Raw genomic sequence first — 21,702 nt, 5'->3', positions numbered from 1 at the left:
TGGGGGCAGGATGCCGAATGCACCGTGCAAGGTAGCCCCATCGGAGTATTCTCGTCAATAAGACATATATTGACCCGCGAGTACACTGTGCACTATGGACACTCCACCGAGCCGGAACGGCCGTGCTGTCGAACATGCCTGAGCCCGGCGAGTGGAGGATCCCCGAGGTCGCGGTCGCGGTGGACCTGGCCGTCCTGACCGTGCACGACAACTCGCTGCAGGTCATGGTGGTGAACCGTGGAATACCGCCTTACGAGGGCATGCCCGCCTTGCCGGGTGGCTTCCTGGCGTCGGCCTCGGAAAGCCTCGACCATGCGGCGGCACGCGAACTACGTGAAGAGACGGGCCTGGACGCGGCGGCGTTACACCTGGAGCAGCTGCGCACGTACGGGACGCCGGACCGGGACCCCCGCCGGCGCGTGATCACGGTCTGCTACGTCGCCTTTTCGCCCCGGCTGCCAGAACCCGTGGCCGGCGGCGACGCCCGGGAGGCGCGGCTCATGCCGGTCGAGAAGGTGCTGAGGCCGCGCACGCGGATCGCCTTCGACCACAAGAAGATCATCCGGGACGCGGTCGAGCGCGCCCGCGCCAAACTCGAGTACACCACGCTTGCGGCGGCGTTCTGCCCGCCGGAGTTCACCATGACGGACCTGCGCGAGGTGTACGAAATCGTCTGGGGGCAGCGGCTCGACCCGCGGAACTTCCACCGCAAGATCAGCAGTGTCCCCGGCTTCCTGGTGCCGGCCGGGAAGCGCGAGTCGAAGCAGGCCGGGCGGCCCGCGACCGTCTACCGCCGCGGTCCCGCGACCACGCTGCACCCGGCCATGCTCCGGCCCCGCGGGTGAACCGCGCGTGGCCTCCGGCCGGAGCCGGAGGCTGCGCGAAACCTCAGTTCAGCGTCCAGGACTGGTTCGCCGCACCCGTGCACGTCCAGATCTGCAGCGGCGTGCCGTCCGCCGAACTCGGGCCGGTGGCGTCCAGGCACTTGCCCGAGGCCGGGTTGACCAGCTGGTTCGATGCCGTGTGCGTCCACTGCTGGGCACCCGTTCCGTTGCAGTCGTAGAGCTGGACCTTCGTCCCGTTCGCCGTGCCCGCCGCGGCTACGTCCAGGCACTTGCCCAGCGCGCGCAGCGTGCCCGACGTCGACGTCCACTGCTGGGCGTTCGTCGCGTTGCACGTGTACAGGTCGATTGTCGTGCCGTTCGCCGCCGATGCTCCGGCCACGTCGACGCACTTGCCGCCGTAGCCGGTGATCGTGCCGCCGCCGCCCGACGGGGGCGGGGTGGTGCCCGAGATGGCGTTGAAGATGCGCGAGTACGCGTAGCCCGTGGCCCGGTCGTAGTCGTGGACCTCCCAGAACGACAGCTCCGCGACGCCGTTCTGCGCCGCGAACGTCTCCAGCTGCTGGGCGTCGGACTGGCTGAACTGGGCGCCGTCGTCGTTGCGGCCGGCGATCGGCGTCAGGCCCATCATCGCGTACGCCGCCGACGTCGAAATCCCGTACAGGCCGGCCAGCTGCGACGCCGAAGCGCGCGCCGCCGACAGGGCGTCGCCCAGGACCGGCTGGCCGTCGTAGAAGTCCATCACCATCAGGTTGACCACGCTGACCTTGACACCCTTGTTCTTGGCGTCGCGCAGGAGGTCGAGCTCGTTCGACGGGATGCCCGACGGGTCGACGGCCAGGGTGTAGTCGACCTGGACGGCGGGGTTCTGCTGCTGCAGGGCCGCCAGCGCCGAATTGCGGCGCTGGTTCGACGCCGTGTCGCCGAGGACGTCGCCTTCGATGTCGAAGTCCAGGCGGGGCGTGCCGTAGGTGGTGACCACGTTCGCGTAGGCCGCGGTCAGGCTGGCCGTGTTCGTGCAGGTCTGGGCGAGTTCGCCGCCCGCCGCGCCGCCGAACGACGGGATGACGTTGCCGCCCGCCGCCTGCAGGGCGCTGATCTGGGACTTGAACGAGCCGACGCCGGTGCCGTTCGCCTCCCACACCGGCGTGCAGCCGGACTGCGGGGTCAGGAACGCCAGCGTGAAGAACTTCGTGCCGGTGGCGCTGAGGTCGGCGGCCATGTCGCCGGCGTCGGCGTCGCTGATCTGCAGGTAGGGCGCCGAGTAGTGGGCCGGGAACGCCGCCCCGGCCGCGGCGGCCTGCGGAACGGCGACGACCGCGGCGCTCAGCACCGCCGCCGTGAGGGCAGCTCTGGTACGGGAAAAGGACATGGGAGCTCCAGGGGAGGCGAGGGGCGGAGCGGGAGCGGACTTATTCCGCGTTGTGAAGAAAGGGTTTACCCGCCCACCGGCCCAGTTGTCCAGACCATGCCGCTCACCGGCACACAGCCGGGCATTTCCGTGCAATAGCCCCGAAAACGCCGAAAACCCCCGGCCACGAGGGCCGGGGGCTTCGGGAAAAGAGCGTCAGGACTTCGAGACGCGCGCGAACTCGTCCTTCGGGTTGTTGATCTGCCCGAGCGAGATGACCTCACGCCGGAACAGCCCGCCCAGGATCCAGTCGAACAGGATCCGGATGCGGCGGTTCCAGGTCGGCATCGCCTTGAGGTGGTAGGCGCGGTGGAACAGCCAGGCCGGGAAGCCCTTGATCTTCAGGTTCAAGGCGTCGGCCACGCCCTTGTGCAGGCCGAGGCTCGCCACCGCGCCGAGGTTCTTGTGGAAGTAGTCCTTCGGCTTGCCGCCGCGCAGGACCTTGATGATGTTCTTCGCCAGCAGACGGGCCTGGCGGACCGCGTGCTGCGCGTTCGGCGGGCAGGTCGCCGTCGGGTCCTCTTCGGTGCGCGAGAGGTCCGGGATGGCCGCGTTGTCGCCCGCGGTCCACACGTCCGGGTGACCCACGACCTGCATCGCGGCGGTCGCCTCGAGGCGGCCGCGCTTGTCGACCGGCAGATCCGACTGGCCCACCACCGGGTTGGCCTTCACGCCGGCGGTCCAGATGATCGTGTCGGTGTCGAACTCGGTGCCGTCCGAGAGCACCACGTGGCCGTTCTCGAACGACTTCGCCGCCGTCGAGAGGTACACCTCGATGCCGCGCTTCTCCAGCTGCTCGACCGTGTAGACACCCAGGGTCTCGCGGACCTCGGGCAGGATCCGGCCGGCGGCCTCGACGAGCACCCAGCGGATGTCGGAGACCTTGATGTTCGGGTAGTAGTTCTCCACCGCGAACCGGGTCATGTCCTCGAGCTCGGCCAGCGCCTCGATGCCGGCGAACCCGCCGCCGACCACGGTGAACGTCAGCAGGCGCTTGCGCAGCTCGGGGTCGAGCGTGCTGGCCGCCTCGTCGAGCTTGGTCATGATGTGGTTGCGCAGGTAGATCGCCTCGCCGATGGTCTTGAAGGCGATGCCCTCCTCGACCAGGCCCGGGATCGGCAGGATGCGCGCGACGGCGCCGAGGGCGACGACGAGGATGTCGTAGCCGAGCTGCTCGATGTGGCCGTCGGCCGCCTCGACCGTGACGGACTTCTTCTCGTTCTCGATCTTGGTGACGCGCGCGGTCAGCACGTGGCAGCGCTTGAGCACCCGCCGCAGCGGCACGACCACGTGCCGGGGCTCGATCGCGCCGGCCGCGGCCTCCGGGAGGAACGGCGCGTAGGTCATGTGGGGCTGCGGGTCAACGACGGTCACGGAGGCCTCGTTGGCCCGGAGCATCTTCTGGAGGCCGTACGCCGTGTAGAGCCCGACGTACCCACCACCGAGGACGAGGATCCGAGTCGGTTCCGACTTCGACTTCGCAGCAGCCATGTCTTCATGGTGACACCTTCGCCGTGCTCTCGCTCGGGGGCCCCATCCGGCTGTGACCAGCGTCGCTGCGGTTTCCGTAACGATTCAGTTCTGACCTGTCACCGAGGTCGCGGCCCGGAACACGTCCGCCACCATGGCGTGGGTCACGCGGTATGTCTGGACATTGCGCGGCGAGACGTGATAACAGCCGAAAACCCGCAGGTCGCCGAGTTCCAGCACGGCACCGTGCGCGAACGCCGGCCGCGGCTGCGGCACCGCCCAGCCCGCCGCTTCGAGCACGGGCAGCAACGCCTGCCAGCCGAACGCGCCGAGCACCACGACCGAGCGCAGTGTCGGACGTAACAGTGCGAGTTCTTCGGCGAGCCACGGACGGCAGGTGTCGCGCTCGGCCGGGGCCGGCTTGTTCTCCGGCGGCGCGCAGCGCACGGGCGAGACGAGCCGGGTGCCGTAGAGCTCGAGGCCGTCGCCCATCCGCTCGGACGTCGGCTGCGACGCGAGGCCGACCTCGTGGAGCACCCGGAAGAGGAAGTCGCCGGACGGGTCGCCGGTGAACATCCGGCCGGTCCGGTTCGCGCCGTGGGCCGAGGGGGCCAGGCCGACGACGGCGAGCGAGGCGTCCGGCGGCCCGAAGCCCGGCACCGGGCGGGCCCAGTACCGCTCACCTCGGAACGCCGCCTTGGTGCCCTCGACGCTCTCCCGCCAGGCCACGAGCCGCGGGCAGGCGCGGCAGCCGGCCACCGCGACGTCCAGCTCGGCCAGTGACCTCGGCGGCCGGTTGTCGGTGTGCACCAGGTCACCCTGCCACAGCCGGCCGGTCCCGCCGACTAGGTTGGGTCCATGGCGGACACGACCCCCGAAGAGGCTCCCGAGAAGGCTGGATCTCCGTCGGAAACGACCGAGATCCCGGCCGAGCCGACCGACGACATCGTCACCACCCAGCACACCCTGACCGTGAAGCGGAAGAAGCTCGCGTACACGGCGAAGGCGGGGCGGCTCGTCCTCCGCAAGGAGATCGTCAAGGACGGCAAGTCCGAGGGCTTCAAGGCGAAGGCGGAGGTGTTCGTCACCTCCTACACCCTCGACGACGCCGACCCGGGTTCGCGGCCGGTCACGTTCGCCTTCAACGGCGGGCCCGGGTCGTCGAGCATCTGGCTGCACATGGGCCTGCTGGGGCCGCGCCGGGTGCTGTCGGGCGACGTCGGCGACCTCGTGCCGCCGCCGTACGGGCTGGCCGACAACCCCGAGACGTTGCTGGCGCACAGCGACCTGGTGTTCATCGACCCGGTGTCGACCGGCTACTCGCGCGTCGCGGGCGGCGAGGAGACCAAGGACTTCCACGGCTTCAAGGGCGACATCGAGTCCGTCGGCGAGGTCATCCGGCTGTGGGTGTCGCGGCACCAGCGCTGGCTGTCGCCGAAGTTCCTGGCCGGCGAGTCCTACGGCACGCTGCGCGCCGCCGGGCTGGCCGCGCACCTGCAGGACCGGCACGGGCTGTACCTGAACGGCCTGCTGCTCATCTCGTCCGTGCTCGACCTGGGCACGCTGCGGTTCACCGAGGGCAACGACCTCCCCTACTCGCTGTACGTGCCGACGTACGCGGCGATCGCGCACTACCACGGCCTGCACGGCGAGCGCCCGCTCGACGACGTCCTCGCCGACGCCGAGGACTTCGCGGCGAAGGACCTGCCGTGGGCCCTGGCCCGCGGCGCCCGGTTGTCCACACAGGACCGCGCGGAGGCGGTGGCCACGCTGGCTTCGCTGACCGGGCTGAGCGAGTCCTATGTGGACCGCGTGAACCTGCGGATCGAGCACGTCCGGTTCTTCACCGAGCTGCTGCGCGACCGCGGCCTGGCGGTCGGCCGGATGGACGGCCGCTTCACGACGTGGGAGCCGGACGGCGGCCGCGAGCACATGAGCGACGACCCGTCGATCTCCCGGGTGGTCGGCGCCTACGCGGCGGCGTTCAACCACTACGTGCGGGCCGAGCTTGGCTACGAGAACGACCTGCCGTACGAGATCATCAGCGAGGACACGTTCAAGGCGTGGTCGTACAAGGACTTCGAGGGCCGTTCGGTATCGGTGGTCGACTCGGTGAGCGCGGCGATGCGCGCGAACCCGCACCTCCACGTCCACGTGGCTTTCGGCCACTACGACGGCGCAACGGCGTACTTCGCGGCGGAGCACGTGCTGGCTCACTTGCAGATCCCGGAGGAACTGCGGGAGAACATCGACACGGCGTACTACCCGGCGGGCCACATGATGTACGTCCACGAGCCGACCCGGGTGCAGCAGTCGAAGGACCTGGCGAAGTTCGTCAAGCGGGCGTCGAACCGCTGAGGCCGGCGGTGGTGCCGGGTTCGCCTGTCACCACCGCCCTCAGCCGGCCGCCGTGCCGTAAGTCCCCGGCGGCAGGGTCCGGTACCGGCGGCTGAACCGCCCCGCGAGCAACGTCCCGACGGCCAGCACGATGTACGCCACCCGCACCGGGAACCACGGGGGCATCGCCGGCCAGGTGGCGTCGAGGTCGATCCAGGCCAGAAGGGTGAGCACCGCCGCCGGGGCGAACACCAGGGCGTCGTACGCGCGCAACGCCGCGTCGACGGCCAGGGATGCCTCGTCCTCGGCGATCACCGGGTTGCGCAGGACCGGGCCGAGCACCAGGACCGTTCCGGCGGCTCCGAGCGCCAACGCCACCGCCCAGCCCGCGGCCGCCGGTGGGCTCGTCGCGAACCGGGCGGCGCACAGCACCACGCCGCCGCCGTACGTGATCAGCACCGATGTCACGTTCCACCAGCCCACCTGGGCCGCCGCCACCCGCCACGGGAGGCGGGGGCCCGGGGGTGCCAGGCGGGCGGCGAGGCGTTCGCGGGCGCGGACGCGGCGCCACTGCAGCATCGGGTGCCCCGTGAAGACCACGCTGACCAGCACGAACTTGGCCGGCACCGGCACCGGTGGCAGGACGATGACCGCCCAGACCAAGCCCACGAAGATGCCGTACACCGCGTTCGTCCGCTGGGCCTGCTCGCGGGAGCCGACGCGCAGCGCCAGCAGCCGCGTCGGCCACTGCACCTTGATGCCGCGCCGCGCGAGCCAAGTCCTCGTCAGGGTGACTTCGGCGACCGTCGGCTGGTCCGTGCCCCTCATCGGCCGTAGTACCCGGGCGGCAGCCGGCGGTACCGGCGGCGGAGCAGCAGCCAGCCGGTCAGCTGCATTCCGGCCACGGCCACCAGGTACGCCAGCGCCCACCACCCCAGCGCGCCCGGAACCGCCCAGTCGACCACGAACACCGGCATCGCGAGGAACGCGTACACCGCACAGGGCGCGAACCGGTGGACGTCTTCCGCGCGCAGCACCTCGTCGGCCTGCCGCGACGCCTCGTCCTCAGCGATCACCGGCGCGCGGAAGGCCCGGGCGAGCACCAGCGCGGCCGCCCCGGCGCCCACGGCCGGCGCGAACGCCCCGCCGGCGAACGTGACCGCCGCCGAAACCAGGTACCACCAGCCGATCTGCTTCGCCGCCACGCCGGGGGCGGGCGGGCGCCCGGTGCCCGCGAGGCGCTCGGCGACCTCGTCGGCGGCCTGCACCCGGCGCAGGCGCAGCACCAGGTACAGGGCGACGAGCAGCGCGGTGACCGCGGCCCGGCCCGGCAGCTCCACCGCGTGGAACAGGACGCCGCCGAACCACCACAAGCACGCGACGACGATCAGGTACCGCGGCGCCCCACGGGTCGCGAACCCGCGCGCGCCGATGCGCAGGGCGAGCAGCCGCGCCGGCAGCCACACCGCCACCCCGCGGCGGGCCAGCCAGGCCTGCGTGCGGCCGACGTCGGGCAACGTCGGCTCGCCGGGCAGTCCCGGGTCCACCGGCAACGCCGGCTCACGCACGTCCAGTGCCCCCCTCGGTCACCGGGTACACGCACGGCCGCACCCGGAGGTTGCCTAGGTGCCGTAATAGCGTTCGGGCAGCGCCAGCGCTTCGAGCGCACGGATGGCGCCGACCTCCGCGAGAGCCTCGTGCCGCCGCAGCTCCGTGTACCGGTTCTCGGCGACCATCCACCGGATGTCGAGCTCGTCGGGCGGGTCGTCCCCCTCGTCGTCCGCCGTCCCGGTACTCCAGTGCGGGGCAGAGCCAGACCGGCCGCTCGACCCCGGCGGCGAAGTCCGCGCGGTCCGCGGCCGCCGGCTCCGCCAGGGTTTCCTCACCGACGTCCAGGCCGTACTGCAGGAACAGCACCATGACGAGGTCGTCGAGCAGCATCGGCGAGTAGAACCCGTGCAGCGCGGCCAGCACCGTGGTCCGCAGTTCCCCCGGATCCATCCCCATGCCCCCCTCACACGGAAAACGGCCCACCCCGGCGGGGGTGGGCCGTTCCGGCCGACCTTACTTCAGGTACTGCGAACCGCGCGTCACCGCCGCGTAGGCGTCGACCGCGCCGTGGCCGTAGAAGCCGTTGAACGACGGGTCACCTTCGCAGGTGGCCGTGAACGTCGCGTCGCGGCCCTCCTTCAGGTAGTCCACCGTGCGGGGCACCGGGCAGGCGATCTTCGCCGCCGTGCCTTCGAGGACGCGCTGGACCTTGTCCGGGTCCAGGCCGAACTCGCCGTGCGACTTCTTGCCGTACTGGGAGATGATCAGCGCCGCGACGCCGGTCGCGTGCGGGGTCGCCATCGACGTGCCCTGCAGCCACTGGTAGTAGCCGACGCGGCCGTCGGGGGCGGTCGCCTTCTTGACGCCCGCCGTCAGGCCCGCTTCGGTGATGTTGCCGTCCGCGTCGATGTTGCCCTCGGCGATGCCGACGTTCTTCGGGTACGTCGAAAGGATCTCGTTCTCCACCGTGCGGTACCACGGCGTGCCGAAGCCGTCGCGGAAGAAGCCGCCGGGCGCCGACACCGAGATCTGCTCGAGGCCGTAGTTCGAGTAGTCCGCCTTCTTCTGCGACGGGCCGAACGAGCTCACGCCGATCGTGTGGTTGCCCTCGACCGGCAGGTTCAGGCACGAACTGTTGTCCACCGTGCGCGGGTGGGTGCTGTTCGCCGGGTAGTCGGGGCTCGTGGTGTCCGGCTGCGGCGCACCGAGGTCGGTGTGCTGGTTGCCCAGCGCGACCACCATCGTGACGCCCTTGTGGTGCGCGTAGTTCAGCGCCCGCTGCGTCGCCTCGATGATCGTGCGCTGCTCCGCCTGCTCGGCGGGCGAATCCGCCGGGTTCGCGGAACAGTTGTACAGCCAGGGATCCGTGTAGAAGCTCATGTTGACGACGTCGATGCCCGCGTCGCCGGCGTAGGTCAGCGCGTCGACGGTCGGCTGCAGGAAGAAGTAACCCGAGTCCTGGCCGGCGCGGATGTTCACCAGCGTCACGTTCGGCGCGACACCGGAGACGCCGAAGCCGTTGGCGGCCGCGGCGATGGTGCCGGCGACGTGCGTGCCGTGGCCGCCGTCGTCGTGGTTGACCGGGTCGACGCAGCCGCGGAACTCGCAGGGGCCGTCGACCTCGACGCCGTTGACGTCGGTGGGGATGTCGCGGGTGAAGTTGCGCGAGTCGGCCGCGTCGAAGTTCGGCGCGATGTCCGGGTGCGTGCCGTCGATGCCGGTGTCGATGACGCCGACCTTGACCTGCTTGCTGCCCGGCTGCTTGGTGCGCGAGAGGTCCGAGCGAACGGACTTGAGGCCCCAGAGCTGGTCGTCCAGCGGGTCCATCCCGACGGCCTTGTTGGCGGCGGCCTTCTTGGAAGCGGCGCCGCGGCCTTCCTTTTCGACGTTGTCGTTCTTGGTCTTCTTGCCGTTCTTCGGCACCGAGCCGATGACCTGCGCCTTGGCCGCCCCGAACACGGCGCGGTTCGTGGAAACGCGCTCGGTGAAGCCGGTGGCCGGCGCGCTGGCCTTGATGAGGCCGACGGCGGTGTTGGTCTCCAGGACCGTGCCGCCCGCGGCCTTGATCGCCTGCTGCGCGGTCGCGATGCTCTGGACGTCCTTGGCGAGCACGGTGAATTCGGTCGCCGGGCCGGACAGCGCGGGCTGCGCCGACGCGGCCGGGACCGCGACCGCGGAAACCGCGCCGAACAGCGGCACGGCCAGCACCGCGGCCATGAGCCTGGGTCTCTTCACGTTTCTCCTCCTCGCGGAATGCGGTTCCTGCACCGTATAGACCGGACATTGCGGGTACAACGGCCAAACGTACGTTATGGAACAACCGACTTCTGCTCGGCGAAGTGACAAGCTGACAAGTGCCCGTCCGTCCGGGGCACCAGCTCCGGCACCTCCGTCGCGCACCGGTCCTCCGCCTTCCAGCACCGCGTGCGGAACCGGCACCCGGACGGGGGATCCAGCGGGCTGGGCACGTCGCCGGTCAGCCGGATCACCTGGCGGCGCCCGCGCACGGACGGGTCCGCCACCGGGACCGCCGACAGCAGCGCCTGGGTGTACGGGTGCGACGGGCGTTCGTAGATCTCCTCGTCGGTGCCGAGCTCGACGATCTTGCCGAGGTACATCACCGCGACCCGGTTGGACAGGTGCCGCACCACCGAAAGGTCGTGCGCGATGAAGACGTACGACAGGCCGAACTCGCCCTGCAGCTCGCCGAGCAGGTTCATCACCTGCGCCTGGATCGAGACGTCCAATGCGGACACCGGCTCGTCGCAGATGATCACCTTGGGCCGCAGCGCGAGCGCCCGCGCGATGCCGATGCGCTGGCGCTGGCCGCCGGAGAACTGGTGCGGGTAGCGGTTGAGGTGCTCGGGGTTGAGCCCGACCACCTCCAGCAGCTCGCGCACCTTGCCCGCCCGCGACCCCTTGGGCGCGACGTCGGCGTGGATCTCGAACGGCTCGCCGACGATGTCGCCGACGGTCATCCGCGGGTTGAGCGAGGTGTACGGGTCCTGCAGCACGATCTGGATCTCGCGGCGCAGCTTCCGCAGTTCGGCGCCGCGCATCGCGAAGATGTCGCGGCCCTCGAACCGCGCGGTGCCGCCGGTCGGTTCCTCCAGGCGCATCAGGACCTGGGCGAGCGTCGACTTGCCGCAACCGGACTCGCCGACGACGCCGAGCGTCTCGCCCGGCATCAGGTCGAACGAGACGCCGTCGACCGCCTTGACCTGGCCGATCGTCTTCTTGAACAGGATGCCGGTGCGGACCGGGAAGTACTTCTTCAGGTCGGTGACCGAAAGGATCGGGTCAGGCACGGGAGCTCACCACCTCTTCGGCGAAGTGGCACGCGCTGGTGCGGCCGAAGCCGATCGCGTGCTGCGGCGGGACGTCGACGCTGCACCGGGCCTCGGCCCGCTTGCACCGCGGGTGGAACGGGCAGCCCGGCGGGATGTGCAGGAGGCTGGGCGGCAGGCCCTTGATGGTTTCCAGGGTCTGTCCTTTGAGGTCGAGCCGGGGCAGGGAATCCATCAGCGCGGCGGTGTACGGGTGGCCCGGCGAGCGGAACAGCTCGACGGCGTCGGCCTGCTCGACGATCCGGCCCGCGTACATCACCGCGATCCGGTCGGCGACCTCGGCGACCACCCCCAGGTCGTGGGTGATCAGGACGAGCCCCATCCGGCGTTCGGCCTGGATCTCGTGCAGCAGGTCCATGATCTGGGCCTGCACCGTGACGTCGAGGGCGGTGGTCGGCTCGTCCGCGATGAGCAGGTCCGGGTCGAGCGCCAGCGACATCGCGATCATCGCGCGCTGGCGCATGCCGCCGGAGAACTGGTGCGGGTAGTCCTTGATCCGGCGCTCGGCGGCGGGGATGCGGACGGTGTCGAGCAGTTCGATCGCCCGCTTCCGGGCGTCCTTCTTGGACATCCCGAGCCGGACGCGCAGCTGTTCCTCGATCTGGAACCCCACGGTGAACACCGGGTTCAGCGCGGACAGCGCGTCCTGGAAGATCATCGCGATCTCGCTGCCGCGCACCTCGCGGCGGCGTTCCTCGGTCGCCGTCAGGAGGTTCTCGCCGCGCCAGCGCACGGCGCCGGCGGTGATCACGCCGGGCGGCATGTCGAGGATCCCCATCACGGTCTGGGCGGTGACGCTCTTGCCGGAGCCGGATTCCCCGAGCACGGCCAGGGTTTCGCCCGCGTGCACCGAGTAGCTGACGCCGTTGAGCACGTTCGCCACGCCGTCGGACGTCCGGAACTCGACGTGCACGTCCTCGACCTCGAGGAGCAGTTCGTTGTCGGACAAGGGAGCTACCTCGACTTCGGATCGAGCGCATCGCGGATGCCGTCACCCAGCATCACGAAGGCCAGCACGGTCAGGGTGACGAAGGCGCCGGGGAACAGCAGCATGTGCGGGTCGTTCCGGAAGTAGTCCCGCGAGTCGGCGATCAGCACGCCCCACGAGAGCACCGGCGCGCGCACGCCGATGCCGAGGTAGGCCAGGGTCGCCTCGGCGCCGATGAACGCGCCGAGCGCGATGGTGGCGTACACCAGCACCGGCGCGATGGTGTTCGGCAGCAGGTGCCGGAAGATGATCCGCGGGGTGCTCGCGCCGAGGCCGCGCGCGGCCTTGACGTAGTCGAGCTGCTTGGCCACCAGCGTCGCCGAGCGCATGATCCGCATCGCGACCGGCCAGCTCAGCACGGCGATCGAGCAGACCACCTGCACGACGATCGTGACCGCGCCGGGACTCGTCCCGGGCGCGTTGAACGTGGTCAGGATGACGATCGCGCCGAGCACGAACGGCAGGCCGGCGAAGATGTCGCCGAAGCGCGACAGCAGGCTGTCGACGATCCGGCCGTAGTAGCCGGCGAGGATGCCGACCACCGAGCCGAAGAGGACGGTCAGCGCCGTGGAGAACAACCCGACCAGCACCGACGCGCGGGCGCCGTAGATCGTGCGGACGTAGACGTCCTGGCCCTGGTTGTCGTAGCCGAACCAGGCGTCCGCGGACGGGCCTTCGTTGGCGTGCAGGAGGTCGCTGAAGCCCGGGTCGCGGGAGGTGAACAGGCCGGGCGCGATCGCGACCAGCAGGATGAACAGGATGATCACCGCCGAGGCGATGACGGCCGGCTTGCGCCGCAGCTGGCGCCAGGCGTCGCTCCACAGGCTGCGGGGTTTCTGCGGGCCGGTGGCGGAATCGTCCACACGGGACAGTTCGGCCGCGTCGGCCCCGCCGCCGCCCACCAGGTTCGGGTCAGTCATAGCGGATCCTCGGGTCGAGAACGGCGTAGAGCAGGTCGACGACCAGGCTCATCAGCAGGTACACCACCACCAGCAGGACGACCACGCCGACGACGGTCGCGCTCTCCCGGTTCTGGATGCCGCGGAAGATGAGCCCGCCAAGGCCGTTGATGTTGAACACGCCTTCGGTGACGATCGCGCCGCCCATCAGGGCGCCGAGGTCGGTGCCGAGGAACGTCAGCACCGGGATCACCGAGTTGCGCAGCAGGTGGACGAGCACGACCCGGCTCTGCGGCTGGCCCTTCGCGATGGCCGTCCGGACGTAGTCGGCGCGGCGGTTCTCGGCGATGCTCGTGCGCGCCAGCCGGGCGACGTAGGCCATGGACAGGCTGCCGAGCGCGAGGCCGGGCACGATGAGCTCGCCGACGCTGGGGTTGTCCGACACGCTCGCTTCGATCCAGCCGAGGCCGTTGGCACCCAGGGCCAGCTGCAGCACGATCGCGGTGACGAACACCGGCAGCGAGATCAGGAACGTGGTCGAGACCAGCACGAGGTTGTCGAGGAAACCCTTGCCGCGCAGGCCGGTCAGCACGCCGGCGGTGAGCCCGATGACCGCTTCGATGATCACGGCGATCACGGCCAGGCGCAGCGTGATCGGGTAGGACGTGGCGATCAGCTCGCCGACGGACGTGCCGTTGAAGGTTTCGCCCCAGTCGCCGGTGAACAGGCTGCCGAGGTACTTGAAGTACTGGACGAAGAGGTTGTCGTTCAGGTTGAACTTTTCGGTCATCTGGGCGATGTAGGACGCCGGGCACGCGGTCTGGCCGCACTTGCCGGAAAACGGGTCGCCGGGCACCGCCCAGACCAGGACGTAGATGAGGAACGTGGTGCCGAAGAACACCGGGATCAGCTGGAGCAGCCGTCGCAGGACGTAGCGGGTCATCGAGAGTTCCTAGTGCGCGCCGGCCGTCGTGAGTGAGAAACGCTGTTTCTCACTCACGACGGCGTGTGGTGGGTGCGGTCGGTCAGCGCGTCACTTCTTCAGGACCTCGATGGACGGGTAGTCCGGCATGCGCCGGAAGTCCAGGGCCGCGGACTTGAGGTTCTTCGACTTCGCCGCGACGCCCTTCTCATCCCACGTCGGGATCGACGGCAGGTCCTGCGCGATCAGGTCCTCGGCCTGCTGGTACAGCTTGACCGCGGCGTCCTTGTCGGCGGTGGCGTCCGCCTTCTCGAGGAGCGCGTCGACCTGCGGGTTCGAGTACGTCGAGTCGTTCGACGAGCCGCCGGTCTTGTAGATCGGGTTGAGGAAGTCCTCGATGGACGGGTAGTCCGCCGACCAGTCCGAGCGGCCCATGCCGGTGAGCTTGTGGCCGGTCACGATGCTGCGCCACTGGCCGAAGTCGGTCGCGGGCACGAAGTCGCACTCGACGCCGAGGGTGTTCTTGATGCTGTTGCACGCCGCGACGAGCGGTTCCTTGCGGCCACCGTCCGCGTTGGACGCGATGGTCAGCTTGCCCTGGAAGCCCGACTTCTGGAACGCCGCCTTGGCGGCGGCCGGGTCGTACTTGCAGTACTGGCAGACACCGGGCCGCGCACCCGGGATGCCCTGCGAGATGTAGCCGTCGGCCGGCACGTAGGTGTCGTTCATGACGGTCTTGGTGATCTGCGCGCGGTCGATCGCCATCGAGATGGCCTTGCGCAGCTCGAGGTTGTTGTAGCCGGGCACGTAGTACGGGACGGCGATGGTGCTGATCCCGAGCAGGTGGCCGGTGACCAGCCGGTCGCCGAGGTCGTTCTTGTACTTCCCGCCCGCGACGGCCGACGGCGGCAGCGCCTCCATGAAGTCGAGCCGCCCGCTCAGCAGGTCCTGGTAGGCGGTCTCCTGGCTGGAGTAGATCTTGATGTCGAGGTTCTTGAACTTGACCTTGTCGTCACCCTTGTAGTCGTCGAACCGGGTGAGCTTGATGTCCTGGTTGGGCGTCCGCGAGACGAACTTCAGCGGGCCGTTGCCGATCGGGTGCTGCTCGAAGCCCTTGGGATCCTTGAAGAACGCGTCCGGCAGCGGCGCGAAGGCCTGGTAGCCGACCTTGATGTCGAAGACGGAGAAGGGCGCGTTGAGCGTCACCTGGAATTCGTAGTCGCCCTTGGCGACCAGGCCGGACATCTTGTCGGTGGCCGGCTTGGCGTTCTCGTCCGCGGGGTGGACGTCGGCGTACCCCTGGATGTTCGAGAAGAAGTCGGTGTTGAGCTGGCCGTTCGGCCCGTAGGCGCCGTAGTTCCAGGCGTCGATGAAGTTGTGCGCCTTCACCTCGGTGCCGTCGTGGAACTTCCAGCCCTGCTTGATCTTGATGTCGTAGACCTTGGAGTCGGTCGTGGTGATCGAGTCCGCCATCAGGTTGAAGGGCTGCGCGTCCGCGCCCTTGAAGCCGACGAGCGTGGCGAACATCGGCTGGATCGCCTTGGTGCCACCCAGGTCGTTGATGTTGGTCGGGACCAGCGCGTTCTGCGGTTCGGTGCCGTAGACGCTGACGGTGCCGTCCGGATCCGTCCCGCCGGCGCCCGTGGAGCTGCCCGAGCCACCGCCGCACGCGGTGAGCGCGAGCGCCAGCGAGGTCATCACCACCGTGGGTCCCCAGAGCCTGCGCGAAGGACGCATGATCCCCTCCATCTCCGTCTGCCCGAAAGGTGAGACGCACGCTATCGGGGGCGGTGAAGCCGATCACAGGACTGCGGTGTTGCAAATGAGTGACGACCGTCAGGACCACCTGGTTGGAGCACAACCAAGGTAGCAAACCGGATGCTCCGGACGGCCTAGCGCGGACAGCAGGTCATCGCCCGCTCACCCAGGGTTCCGTTGCGGCACAAGCCCTTTGGGACGGCCGAACGGTCGGTCAGCCGGAACTCGCGAGATCAGAGCCGGAACTCGCGTGACTGGAGCCGGAACTCGCGTGACTGGAGCCGGAACTCGCGTGATCAGCGCCGGAACTCGCGTGACTGGAGCCGGAACTCGCGAGATCCGGCTCCGATCACGCCGGTCACGGGTTCGATCACGTGGGATACGGGCTCAGTCACGGTGGTCAGGCGAGGGAGAGGGCGATGCCGTCGAGGATGTCGTGCTCGCTGACCACCAGCTCGGTCGGGCCGCCGCGGGCCGCGAGCTGTTCGGCGAGGGTCTGGACCACTACCGCGCCGCCGCCGATCACGTCCACGCGGCCCGGGTGGATCACCGGGTTGGCCGCGCGGGTCGCGTGGTCACTCTGCAGGAGCTCGGTCGCGAGGCGGTCGATGTCCGCCGGGGTCAATGTGGACAGGTGCACCCGGTCGCTGTCGTACTCCGGCAGCCCGAGCGCGATCGCCGAGAGCGTCGTCACCGTGCCCGCCACGCCGACCCACGTGCGCGCGCGGGCCACGTCGACGACGTCGAACGCCTCGGTCAGCACCTTGCCCGCCAGGTCGCGGGCCGCCGCGATCTCGTCCGCGGCCGGCGGGTCGCTCTTCAGCGCGCGCTCGGTGATGCGGACGCAGCCGATGTCGACCGACTTCGCCGCGAGCACCTCGGCCTGCCGGCCGTCCCAGGTGCCGAGGACCAGCTCGGTCGAGCCGCCGCCGACGTCGGCCACCACGAACGGGCCGTCGTCCGGGTCCTGCTCGCCCACCGCGCCGGTGAACGACAGCCGCGCCTCTTCGTCGCCGCTGATCACCTCGGCCTCGACACCCAGGGTTTCGCGCGTCATGCGGAAGAAGTCGTCGCGGTTCCTGGCGTCGCGGGTGGCGGAGGTGGCCACCATGCGCACCTTTTCGACGCCCTTGCGCCGGGCGGCGATCGTGTAGTCGGCCAGCGCGGCCCGGGTGCGTTCGAGCGCCTCGGGGGCCAGCTCGCCGGTCGCGTCGACGCCCTGTCCGAGCCGGACGATCCGCATCTCGCGGTGCAGGTCGCGCAGGTCGACCGTGCCGTCGTGGCGCGGGGTCAGCTCGGCGACGAGCAGGCGGATGGAGTTGGTCCCACAGTCGATCGCGGCAACACGAGGCATGCGATCACCCTAACTGGACGGTGCCACCACCGTGGTCGTGGTCAGGGTGACCGACGTGCTGACCGAGGTGATCACCGCACCGCAGGACGGCGTGGGTGTCGTGGCCGGCGGCTTCGGGCTGGTCGTCGGCCCGGTGGGCGTGGTGGTCGGCGACGGCACGGTCGTCACGCTGATCTCCGTCGTCGTGGTCGGCGTCGTCGTGGGCGGCGCGCACGGCTTCGTCGGTGTCGTCGTCGGGACCGGGCTGGCCGGCGTGGTCGTCGGCGAGGACGGCGTGGTGGCCGGCACCGGGGGCGGCGGCACGGACGGCGGGGGCGGGGCCGCGGCCGCGTTCGGCGCGCCGATCGGCACCGTGCTGTCCGGCACCTGCATGATCCCGCTGCGGTAGGCGTCCGCCCACAGGACCACCGTGTTCACGTACGTGTCGGAGTTGTTGTAGCGGTAGATCGCCCCGCGCAGCTGGTCCGGCTTCGCCAGGTCGAACCCGCCCGAGCAGAGGTAGCGGCCGGTGGCCAGGGCCGCGTCGAAGATGTTGTTCGGGTCGGCCTTGCCGTCGCCGTTGCCGTCGGAGGCGTAGCCCCGCCAGGTCGCCGGGATGAACTGGGTCGGGCCGACCGCGCGGTCCCACACCGGGTCCGTGTCGAGCAGGCCCTGGTCGGTGTCCGGGATGGCGGCGAACCCGCCCTGGCCGTTGAGCTGCGGGCCGAGGATCGGCTCGCGGGTGGTCCCGGCCGCGTCGACGTACCCGCCGCGCGCGTGGTTGGACTCGATCCGGCCGATGCTGGCGACGAGCGCCCAGTCGATGTGGCACGCGGGCAGCTCGCGGCCGAGGACGTCGGCGGCGTTCTTGTACGCGGCGAGCGCGGTGGCCGGGATGCCGAGCGGGCCGTCGGGCAGCTCGTACGCCGGGAGCGGCAGCGGGGTCGGGGCGCCGGGCAGGGTGCCGTCGACGGCGATCTGCTGGATGGCGGCGTGGCCGGGGTCGTAGCCCTGGCCGAGCGCGGCGTCGCGGGTGTGCGCACCGCTCCCGCCGAGCCAGCCGAGCGTGCCGCCGCCGGCGACCAGCGCCGGGACGACCGCCAGGATGCCGGTGACCAGCGGGAACGCGGTGCGGTGGCGGATCCCGAACCTCCGGGTGTAGCTCCCGACTGCGTCTGGCAGCCGCCGCACACGCATGACTCAGAGCCCTCCTGGCCGGATCGGTCGTCACCGTCGGGACACAGCCTGCCGTACCCGAGGCGAGGTTTCACCCGTCGAAAGACCCTAAAGAGGACTTTCGCTCACCCAGACCAGTTATCTGTTCACAACGCGCGAGCGTTACGCGGCACAGTCTCCCGTAGGCCACCCGTTGGCCTTAAGCAGGACGAGCGTCTCGTCACCGAACGGATTCACCCCGGGCCCGACGGCGAGCGCGTGGGCCACGTGCACGTGCAGGCACTTGACACGGCCGGGCATGCCGCCCGCGGTGACCTGGTGACCGAGCGGCTCGATGGCGTCCCGCTCGGCGAGGTAGGTCTCGTGGGTGCGCTGATACTGCGCGGCGAGCTCGGGATCGGTGGTGAGCCGCTCGGTCATCTCCTTCATGATCCCGGACGCCTCGATGGTGCCGATCATGGAGTTCAGCTTCGGGCAGGTCAGGTAGTAGAGGGTCGGGAACGGCGTCCCGTTCTCCAGCCGCGGGCTGGTCTGCACGACGGAGGGGTGCCCGCTCGGGCACCGCGCGGCGACGGCTCGCAGCGCGCGCGGCGGCCGTCCGAGCTGTTCCGCGATGACCTCGCGGTCGGCGTCGGTGACGGGCTCGAACCGGTGCTGCTGCGTGCTGTTCACGCGGTCCAGGTTAGAGCGTGCGGCGCACCGGTCCCGCGCCCGGGCTCAGCCGCCCGAGACCTGGTTCCAGAGGTTCTCGTACCAGGAGCTGCCCACCACCGGCTGCTGGCCCGGCTGCGGGGCCGCGTCCGGGGCCTTGTCCTCCGGCAGCTGCACGATGTAGGGCGTCTCGCCCGGCTTGACGTACCGCAGCCGCCGCCGGGCCTCGGCCTCGATCTGCGCCGGGTCGCTCAGCTCCGCCTTGCGGCCTTGGAGCTGAGCGACCTCCTGCTGCAGCTGGGCCTGCTGCGCCTGCTGTTCGCGGACCTCGGTCCGCTGGGAGAGGTACGTGCGCAGGGGCACAGCGATGGTGAACGCCAGCGCGCACACCACGATCGCCACCACCGCCGCGCGGCGGGTGGTGGACATGCCGAGCACCTTCGCCGCACCCGACGCGCGCTTCGCCGCCAAGCCCCGGCGCAGCCGGGCCCTGGTGGTCTCGGCGTCGCCGGTGCGGCGGCGCGCCGCCGCCGTGCCGTCCGCCGTGCGGGGCGACCGGGATCCCGGGCTCCCCGCGCGGCCCGCGTCGGGGCGGCGGGTCCGCGTGGGTCCACCGACCCGCGCCGACCCGCCGCCACCGCCGCGGCGGCCGCGTGTCCTCCCCCGGTCCGCCATCGGCGTCAGGCCTCGGCGCTGAACCGCGGAAAGGCCAGCTCGCCGGCGTACCGGGCGGCGTCACCGAGGGTCTCCTCGATGCGCAGCAGCTGGTTGTACTTGGCGATCCGCTCGCCGCGGGCCGGGGCACCGGTCTTGATCTGGCCGACGCCGGTGGCGACCGCCAGGTCCGCGATGAAGGTGTCCTCGGTCTCGCCCGAGCGGTGGCTCATCATCGACTTGTAGCCGAACGACGTGGCCAGGGAGATCGCGTCGAGCGTCTCGGACAGGGTGCCGATCTGGTTGACCTTCACCAGCAGCGCGTTGGCGGCGCGGCGGGTGATGCCCTCCTCGAGGCGGTCCGGGTTGGTGACGAACAGGTCGTCGCCGACGATCTGGACCTTCTCGCCGACCTCGGCGGTCAGGGTGACCCAGCCGTCCCAGTCGTCCTCGCTCAGCGGGTCCTCGATGGACACGAGCGGGTAGTCGCGCAGCAGTTCGGCGTAGTACGCCGACATCTGCTCCGCGCTCTTCTTGCTGCCTTCGAAGGTGTACGCGCCGTCGGCGAAGAACTCCGTCGCGGCGACGTCCAGCGCGAGCGCGACGTCGCGGCCCGGGGTGTAGCCGGCCTTCTCGATGGCCTGCAGGATCAGGTCGAGCGCCTCGCGGTTGTTCGCCAGGTTCGGCGCGAAGCCGCCTTCGTCGCCGAGGCCGGTCGAGAGGCCGCGGCCCTTCAGCACCGACTTCAGCGAGTGGTAGACCTCGGTGCCCCAGCGCAGGGCCTCGCGGAAGGTCTCCGCGCCGATCGGCGCGATCATGAACTCCTGGATGTCGACGTTGCTGTCCGCGTGCGAACCGCCGTTGAGGATGTTCAGCATCGGCACCGGCAGCACGTGCGCGTTCGGGCCGCCCAGGTAGCGGAACAGCTCCAGCTCGGCCGACTCGGCGGCGGCCTTCGCGACGGCCAGCGAGACGCCGAGGATGGCGTTCGCGCCGAGGCGGGACTTCGCCGGGGTGCCGTCGAGGTCGACCAGCTTCTGGTCGACGATCCGCTGGTCGACGGCCTCGATGCCGACCATCTCCGGGCCGATCTCGTCGAGCACCGCGGCGACCGCGCGCTCGACGCCCTTGCCGTTGTAGCGGCCGGTGTCGCCGTCACGCAGCTCGACCGCTTCGTGCTCACCGGTCGACGCCCCCGACGGAACCGCGGCCCGCGCCAGGGTGCCGTCGTCGAGAGCCACCTCCACCTCGACCGTCGGGTTGCCGCGCGAGTCCAGAATCTCGCGCGCGCCTACCTGCTCGATGAGAGCCACGCCATGCTCCTCGGGTGAATCGTTCCTGCCTGCGGTGACGCGCCCAGCCTAGCCGTCTCGGGAGTTCACTCGTTGGAGGACTCACCGCCCGCGCGGACCGCCTGCCAGCCCGGCGGCAGCTCGACGGTCTCCGACGTCTGCTGCCAGAACGTCCAGCTGTTGCCGCCGAGGTCGGCGACGGTGAACACCCGGGCGCCGTAGGGCTGGTCCTGCGGCGGCTCCAGCTCGCACTCGTCACCCAGCGCGGCCTCGATCCGCGCGTAGGCGTCGTCGACGTCGTCGACGTAGAGGATGTTCAGCTGGCCGACCGGCCCGTCGACGCCCTTGGCCTGCCAGTAGCCCGGCCCGACCCCGGCGAGCTGGATCCGCGCTTCGCCCGCGCGCAGGGTCGCCTGGAAGACCTCGCCGGCGCCGTCGCAGAACCGGACCTCTTCGGTGAAGCCGAAGACCCTGGTCAGCCAGGCGAGCGCCGCGGTGGCGTCGGCGTAGTACAGGTAGGGCGCCAGGCCCCGGTACGGGCTGCTCATGGCGGGACAGTCCATCACGTCCCGTTCGGCGGCGTGTGCAACCCCCTCCCCCGGGGTAACGTGGGAGTGACCATGACGGACGCCGCAGCTGCTTCGCAGCCTCCCGAGGAGTCGCGGTTCCACGCCTTCCGCCAGGCCGAAGACCTGGTCGGCCGTCGTCGCCCGCTCGAGGCGCTGAAGGCGTTGCAGCCCCTGCTGGAATCCGAAACGGACAAGCCGTCGGTGCACCTGCTGGCCGGCCGCGCGTACTTCCACTCCGCTCAGTTGCGGCGCGCGGAGGAGGCGTTCACCCGGGTGCTGGAGCTGGACCCGACGGACCACTACGCACGGTTCATCCTGGGCCGGACGTTGCAGCGGCTCGGCCGGTTCGTGGAGGCCCTGGCGCAGATGCGGATGGCGTCGGCGATGAACCCGGTGCCGGAGTACCTCGAGGCGATCAACGAGGTCAAAGCCCGCATCGCCCTGCGCGAACCCTGACCGGCAGGGCCGAACGGCCCGGGTCGCCTCGGCCTTTCGGCCGACC

21 protein-coding genes are annotated in these 21,702 nt (G+C 70.4%); 3 read left to right on the top strand and 18 right to left on the bottom strand.

What is annotated here, in order from left to right:
* Positions 1-134: 134 nt before the first annotated feature.
* Positions 135-845 (top strand): NUDIX domain-containing protein, encoded by a 711-nt coding sequence (locus C2L59_RS44450; RefSeq protein ID WP_199199731.1) that lies wholly within the window; start codon positions 135-137, stop codon positions 843-845.
* A 43-nt stretch (positions 846-888) separates the two neighbouring features.
* Here the strand turns inward: C2L59_RS44450 and C2L59_RS44445 are convergent, their stop codons facing one another.
* From C2L59_RS44445 to C2L59_RS44435, 3 genes are all read right to left on the bottom strand, one after another.
* Positions 889-2,214 carry a ricin-type beta-trefoil lectin domain protein gene (locus tag C2L59_RS44445; protein ID WP_233224027.1) on the bottom strand — a complete coding sequence of 442 codons (1,326 nt, stop codon included), beginning with the start codon at positions 2,212-2,214 and terminating at the stop codon, positions 889-891.
* Positions 2,215-2,409: 195 nt separating this feature from the next.
* Positions 2,410-3,744, bottom strand: coding sequence for an NAD(P)/FAD-dependent oxidoreductase (locus C2L59_RS44440; RefSeq protein ID WP_103355598.1), 1,335 nt, complete (start codon positions 3,742-3,744; stop codon positions 2,410-2,412).
* Positions 3,745-3,828: 84 nt separating this feature from the next.
* The gene (locus C2L59_RS44435; protein WP_103355597.1) at positions 3,829-4,533 is read right to left on the bottom strand and encodes a uracil-DNA glycosylase; all 705 of its coding nucleotides are present in this window, start codon (positions 4,531-4,533) and stop codon (positions 3,829-3,831) included.
* 48 nt (positions 4,534-4,581) lie between these two features.
* Between C2L59_RS44435 and C2L59_RS44430 the strand changes: the two genes are divergently transcribed.
* Positions 4,582-6,081 carry a S10 family peptidase gene (locus C2L59_RS44430; protein WP_103355596.1) on the top strand — a complete coding sequence of 500 codons (1,500 nt, stop codon included), beginning with the start codon at positions 4,582-4,584 and terminating at the stop codon, positions 6,079-6,081.
* A gap of 39 nt (positions 6,082-6,120) precedes the next feature.
* On the opposite strand, the gene C2L59_RS44425 is transcribed toward C2L59_RS44430, so the two are convergent.
* The 15 genes from C2L59_RS44425 to C2L59_RS44360 all read right to left on the bottom strand — a co-directional run bounded on the left by C2L59_RS44425 (position 6,121) and on the right by C2L59_RS44360 (position 21,179).
* Entirely contained in the window at positions 6,121-6,888 is a 768-nt protein-coding gene (locus C2L59_RS44425; protein WP_103355595.1) for a hypothetical protein, read from the bottom strand.
* Positions 6,885-7,628: a hypothetical protein gene (locus C2L59_RS44420; protein WP_103355594.1), complete on the bottom strand. Its 744-nt coding sequence runs from the start codon at positions 7,626-7,628 to the stop codon at positions 6,885-6,887. The genes C2L59_RS44425 and C2L59_RS44420 overlap by 4 nt, the downstream gene beginning before the upstream one ends.
* 54 nt (positions 7,629-7,682) lie before the next feature.
* Entirely contained in the window at positions 7,683-7,946 is a 264-nt protein-coding gene (locus C2L59_RS47275) for a hypothetical protein (RefSeq protein WP_146060515.1), read from the bottom strand.
* Positions 7,947-8,124: 178 nt separating this feature from the next.
* A complete protein-coding gene (locus tag C2L59_RS44415) occupies positions 8,125-9,828 on the bottom strand; it encodes a S8 family serine peptidase (RefSeq protein ID WP_199199769.1) in 1,704 nt (567 codons plus the stop codon).
* A gap of 92 nt (positions 9,829-9,920) precedes the next feature.
* Positions 9,921-10,919, bottom strand: coding sequence for an ABC transporter ATP-binding protein (locus C2L59_RS44410; protein WP_103355592.1), 999 nt, complete (start codon positions 10,917-10,919; stop codon positions 9,921-9,923).
* On the bottom strand, positions 10,912-11,907 hold the full coding sequence (locus C2L59_RS44405; protein WP_103355591.1) for an ABC transporter ATP-binding protein: 996 nt from the start codon (positions 11,905-11,907) through the stop codon (positions 10,912-10,914). The genes C2L59_RS44410 and C2L59_RS44405 overlap by 8 nt, the downstream gene beginning before the upstream one ends.
* A 5-nt stretch (positions 11,908-11,912) precedes the next feature.
* A complete protein-coding gene (locus C2L59_RS44400; protein ID WP_103355590.1) occupies positions 11,913-12,866 on the bottom strand; it encodes an ABC transporter permease in 954 nt (317 codons plus the stop codon).
* Entirely contained in the window at positions 12,859-13,788 is a 930-nt protein-coding gene (locus C2L59_RS44395) for an ABC transporter permease (protein WP_103355589.1), read from the bottom strand. The genes C2L59_RS44400 and C2L59_RS44395 overlap by 8 nt, the downstream gene beginning before the upstream one ends.
* 90 nt (positions 13,789-13,878) lie before the next feature.
* Positions 13,879-15,504: an ABC transporter substrate-binding protein gene (locus C2L59_RS44390; RefSeq protein WP_233224026.1), complete on the bottom strand. Its 1,626-nt coding sequence runs from the start codon at positions 15,502-15,504 to the stop codon at positions 13,879-13,881.
* Between the two features lie 421 nt (positions 15,505-15,925).
* Positions 15,926-16,879: a Ppx/GppA phosphatase family protein gene (locus tag C2L59_RS44385; RefSeq protein ID WP_103355587.1), complete on the bottom strand. Its 954-nt coding sequence runs from the start codon at positions 16,877-16,879 to the stop codon at positions 15,926-15,928.
* Positions 16,880-16,888: 9 nt separating this feature from the next.
* Positions 16,889-18,055 (bottom strand): lytic transglycosylase domain-containing protein, encoded by a 1,167-nt coding sequence (locus C2L59_RS44380; protein WP_103355586.1) that lies wholly within the window; start codon positions 18,053-18,055, stop codon positions 16,889-16,891.
* A gap of 141 nt (positions 18,056-18,196) precedes the next feature.
* The gene (locus C2L59_RS44375; RefSeq protein ID WP_103355585.1) at positions 18,197-18,706 is read right to left on the bottom strand and encodes a DUF501 domain-containing protein; all 510 of its coding nucleotides are present in this window, start codon (positions 18,704-18,706) and stop codon (positions 18,197-18,199) included.
* A 45-nt stretch (positions 18,707-18,751) separates the two neighbouring features.
* Positions 18,752-19,114, bottom strand: a complete 363-nt coding sequence (locus tag C2L59_RS44370; protein WP_103355728.1) for a septum formation initiator family protein — start codon at positions 19,112-19,114, stop codon at positions 18,752-18,754.
* A 251-nt stretch (positions 19,115-19,365) separates the two neighbouring features.
* A complete protein-coding gene (eno, locus tag C2L59_RS44365; protein WP_103355584.1) occupies positions 19,366-20,652 on the bottom strand; it encodes a phosphopyruvate hydratase in 1,287 nt (428 codons plus the stop codon).
* A 65-nt stretch (positions 20,653-20,717) separates the two neighbouring features.
* Positions 20,718-21,179, bottom strand: coding sequence for a glyoxalase/bleomycin resistance/extradiol dioxygenase family protein (locus C2L59_RS44360; RefSeq protein ID WP_103355583.1), 462 nt, complete (start codon positions 21,177-21,179; stop codon positions 20,718-20,720).
* Positions 21,180-21,251: 72 nt separating this feature from the next.
* Here C2L59_RS44360 and C2L59_RS44355 point away from each other — a divergent pair, with 72 nt between their 5' ends.
* Complete coding sequence (locus tag C2L59_RS44355) at positions 21,252-21,656, top strand: tetratricopeptide repeat protein (RefSeq protein WP_199199729.1); 405 nt, start codon at positions 21,252-21,254, stop codon at positions 21,654-21,656.
* The last annotated feature ends 46 nt before the right edge of the window (positions 21,657-21,702 follow it).

Source organism: Amycolatopsis sp. CA-128772 (assembly GCF_002904295.1).
Taxonomy (GTDB): Bacteria; Actinomycetota; Actinomycetes; order Mycobacteriales; family Pseudonocardiaceae; genus Amycolatopsis.
Note: the sequence above shows the minus strand (reverse complement) of the source record. Positions and strands in the feature narration are given on the sequence as shown.

What these genes read in the sequence shown, in the direction of transcription:
- C2L59_RS44380 (WP_103355586.1), bottom strand. Translation starts at nt 18,055, where the DNA reads ATGCGTGTGCGGCGGCTGCCAGACGCAGTCGGGAGCTACACCCGGAGG.
- C2L59_RS44360 (WP_103355583.1), bottom strand. Translation starts at nt 21,179, where the DNA reads ATGAGCAGCCCGTACCGGGGCCTGGCGCCCTACCTGTACTACGCCGAC.
- C2L59_RS44445 (WP_233224027.1), bottom strand. Translation starts at nt 2,214, where the DNA reads ATGTCCTTTTCCCGTACCAGAGCTGCCCTCACGGCGGCGGTGCTGAGC.
- C2L59_RS44450 (WP_199199731.1), top strand. Translation starts at nt 135, where the DNA reads ATGCCTGAGCCCGGCGAGTGGAGGATCCCCGAGGTCGCGGTCGCGGTG.
- C2L59_RS44440 (WP_103355598.1), bottom strand. Translation starts at nt 3,744, where the DNA reads ATGGCTGCTGCGAAGTCGAAGTCGGAACCGACTCGGATCCTCGTCCTC.
- C2L59_RS44395 (WP_103355589.1), bottom strand. Translation starts at nt 13,788, where the DNA reads ATGACCCGCTACGTCCTGCGACGGCTGCTCCAGCTGATCCCGGTGTTC.
- C2L59_RS44370 (WP_103355728.1), bottom strand. Translation starts at nt 19,114, where the DNA reads ATGTCCACCACCCGCCGCGCGGCGGTGGTGGCGATCGTGGTGTGCGCG.
- C2L59_RS44415 (WP_199199769.1), bottom strand. Translation starts at nt 9,828, where the DNA reads ATGGCCGCGGTGCTGGCCGTGCCGCTGTTCGGCGCGGTTTCCGCGGTC.
- C2L59_RS44385 (WP_103355587.1), bottom strand. Translation starts at nt 16,879, where the DNA reads ATGCCTCGTGTTGCCGCGATCGACTGTGGGACCAACTCCATCCGCCTG.
- C2L59_RS44400 (WP_103355590.1), bottom strand. Translation starts at nt 12,866, where the DNA reads ATGACTGACCCGAACCTGGTGGGCGGCGGCGGGGCCGACGCGGCCGAA.
- C2L59_RS44430 (WP_103355596.1), top strand. Translation starts at nt 4,582, where the DNA reads ATGGCGGACACGACCCCCGAAGAGGCTCCCGAGAAGGCTGGATCTCCG.
- C2L59_RS44425 (WP_103355595.1), bottom strand. Translation starts at nt 6,888, where the DNA reads ATGAGGGGCACGGACCAGCCGACGGTCGCCGAAGTCACCCTGACGAGG.
- C2L59_RS44390 (WP_233224026.1), bottom strand. Translation starts at nt 15,504, where the DNA reads ATGCGTCCTTCGCGCAGGCTCTGGGGACCCACGGTGGTGATGACCTCG.
- C2L59_RS44355 (WP_199199729.1), top strand. Translation starts at nt 21,252, where the DNA reads ATGACGGACGCCGCAGCTGCTTCGCAGCCTCCCGAGGAGTCGCGGTTC.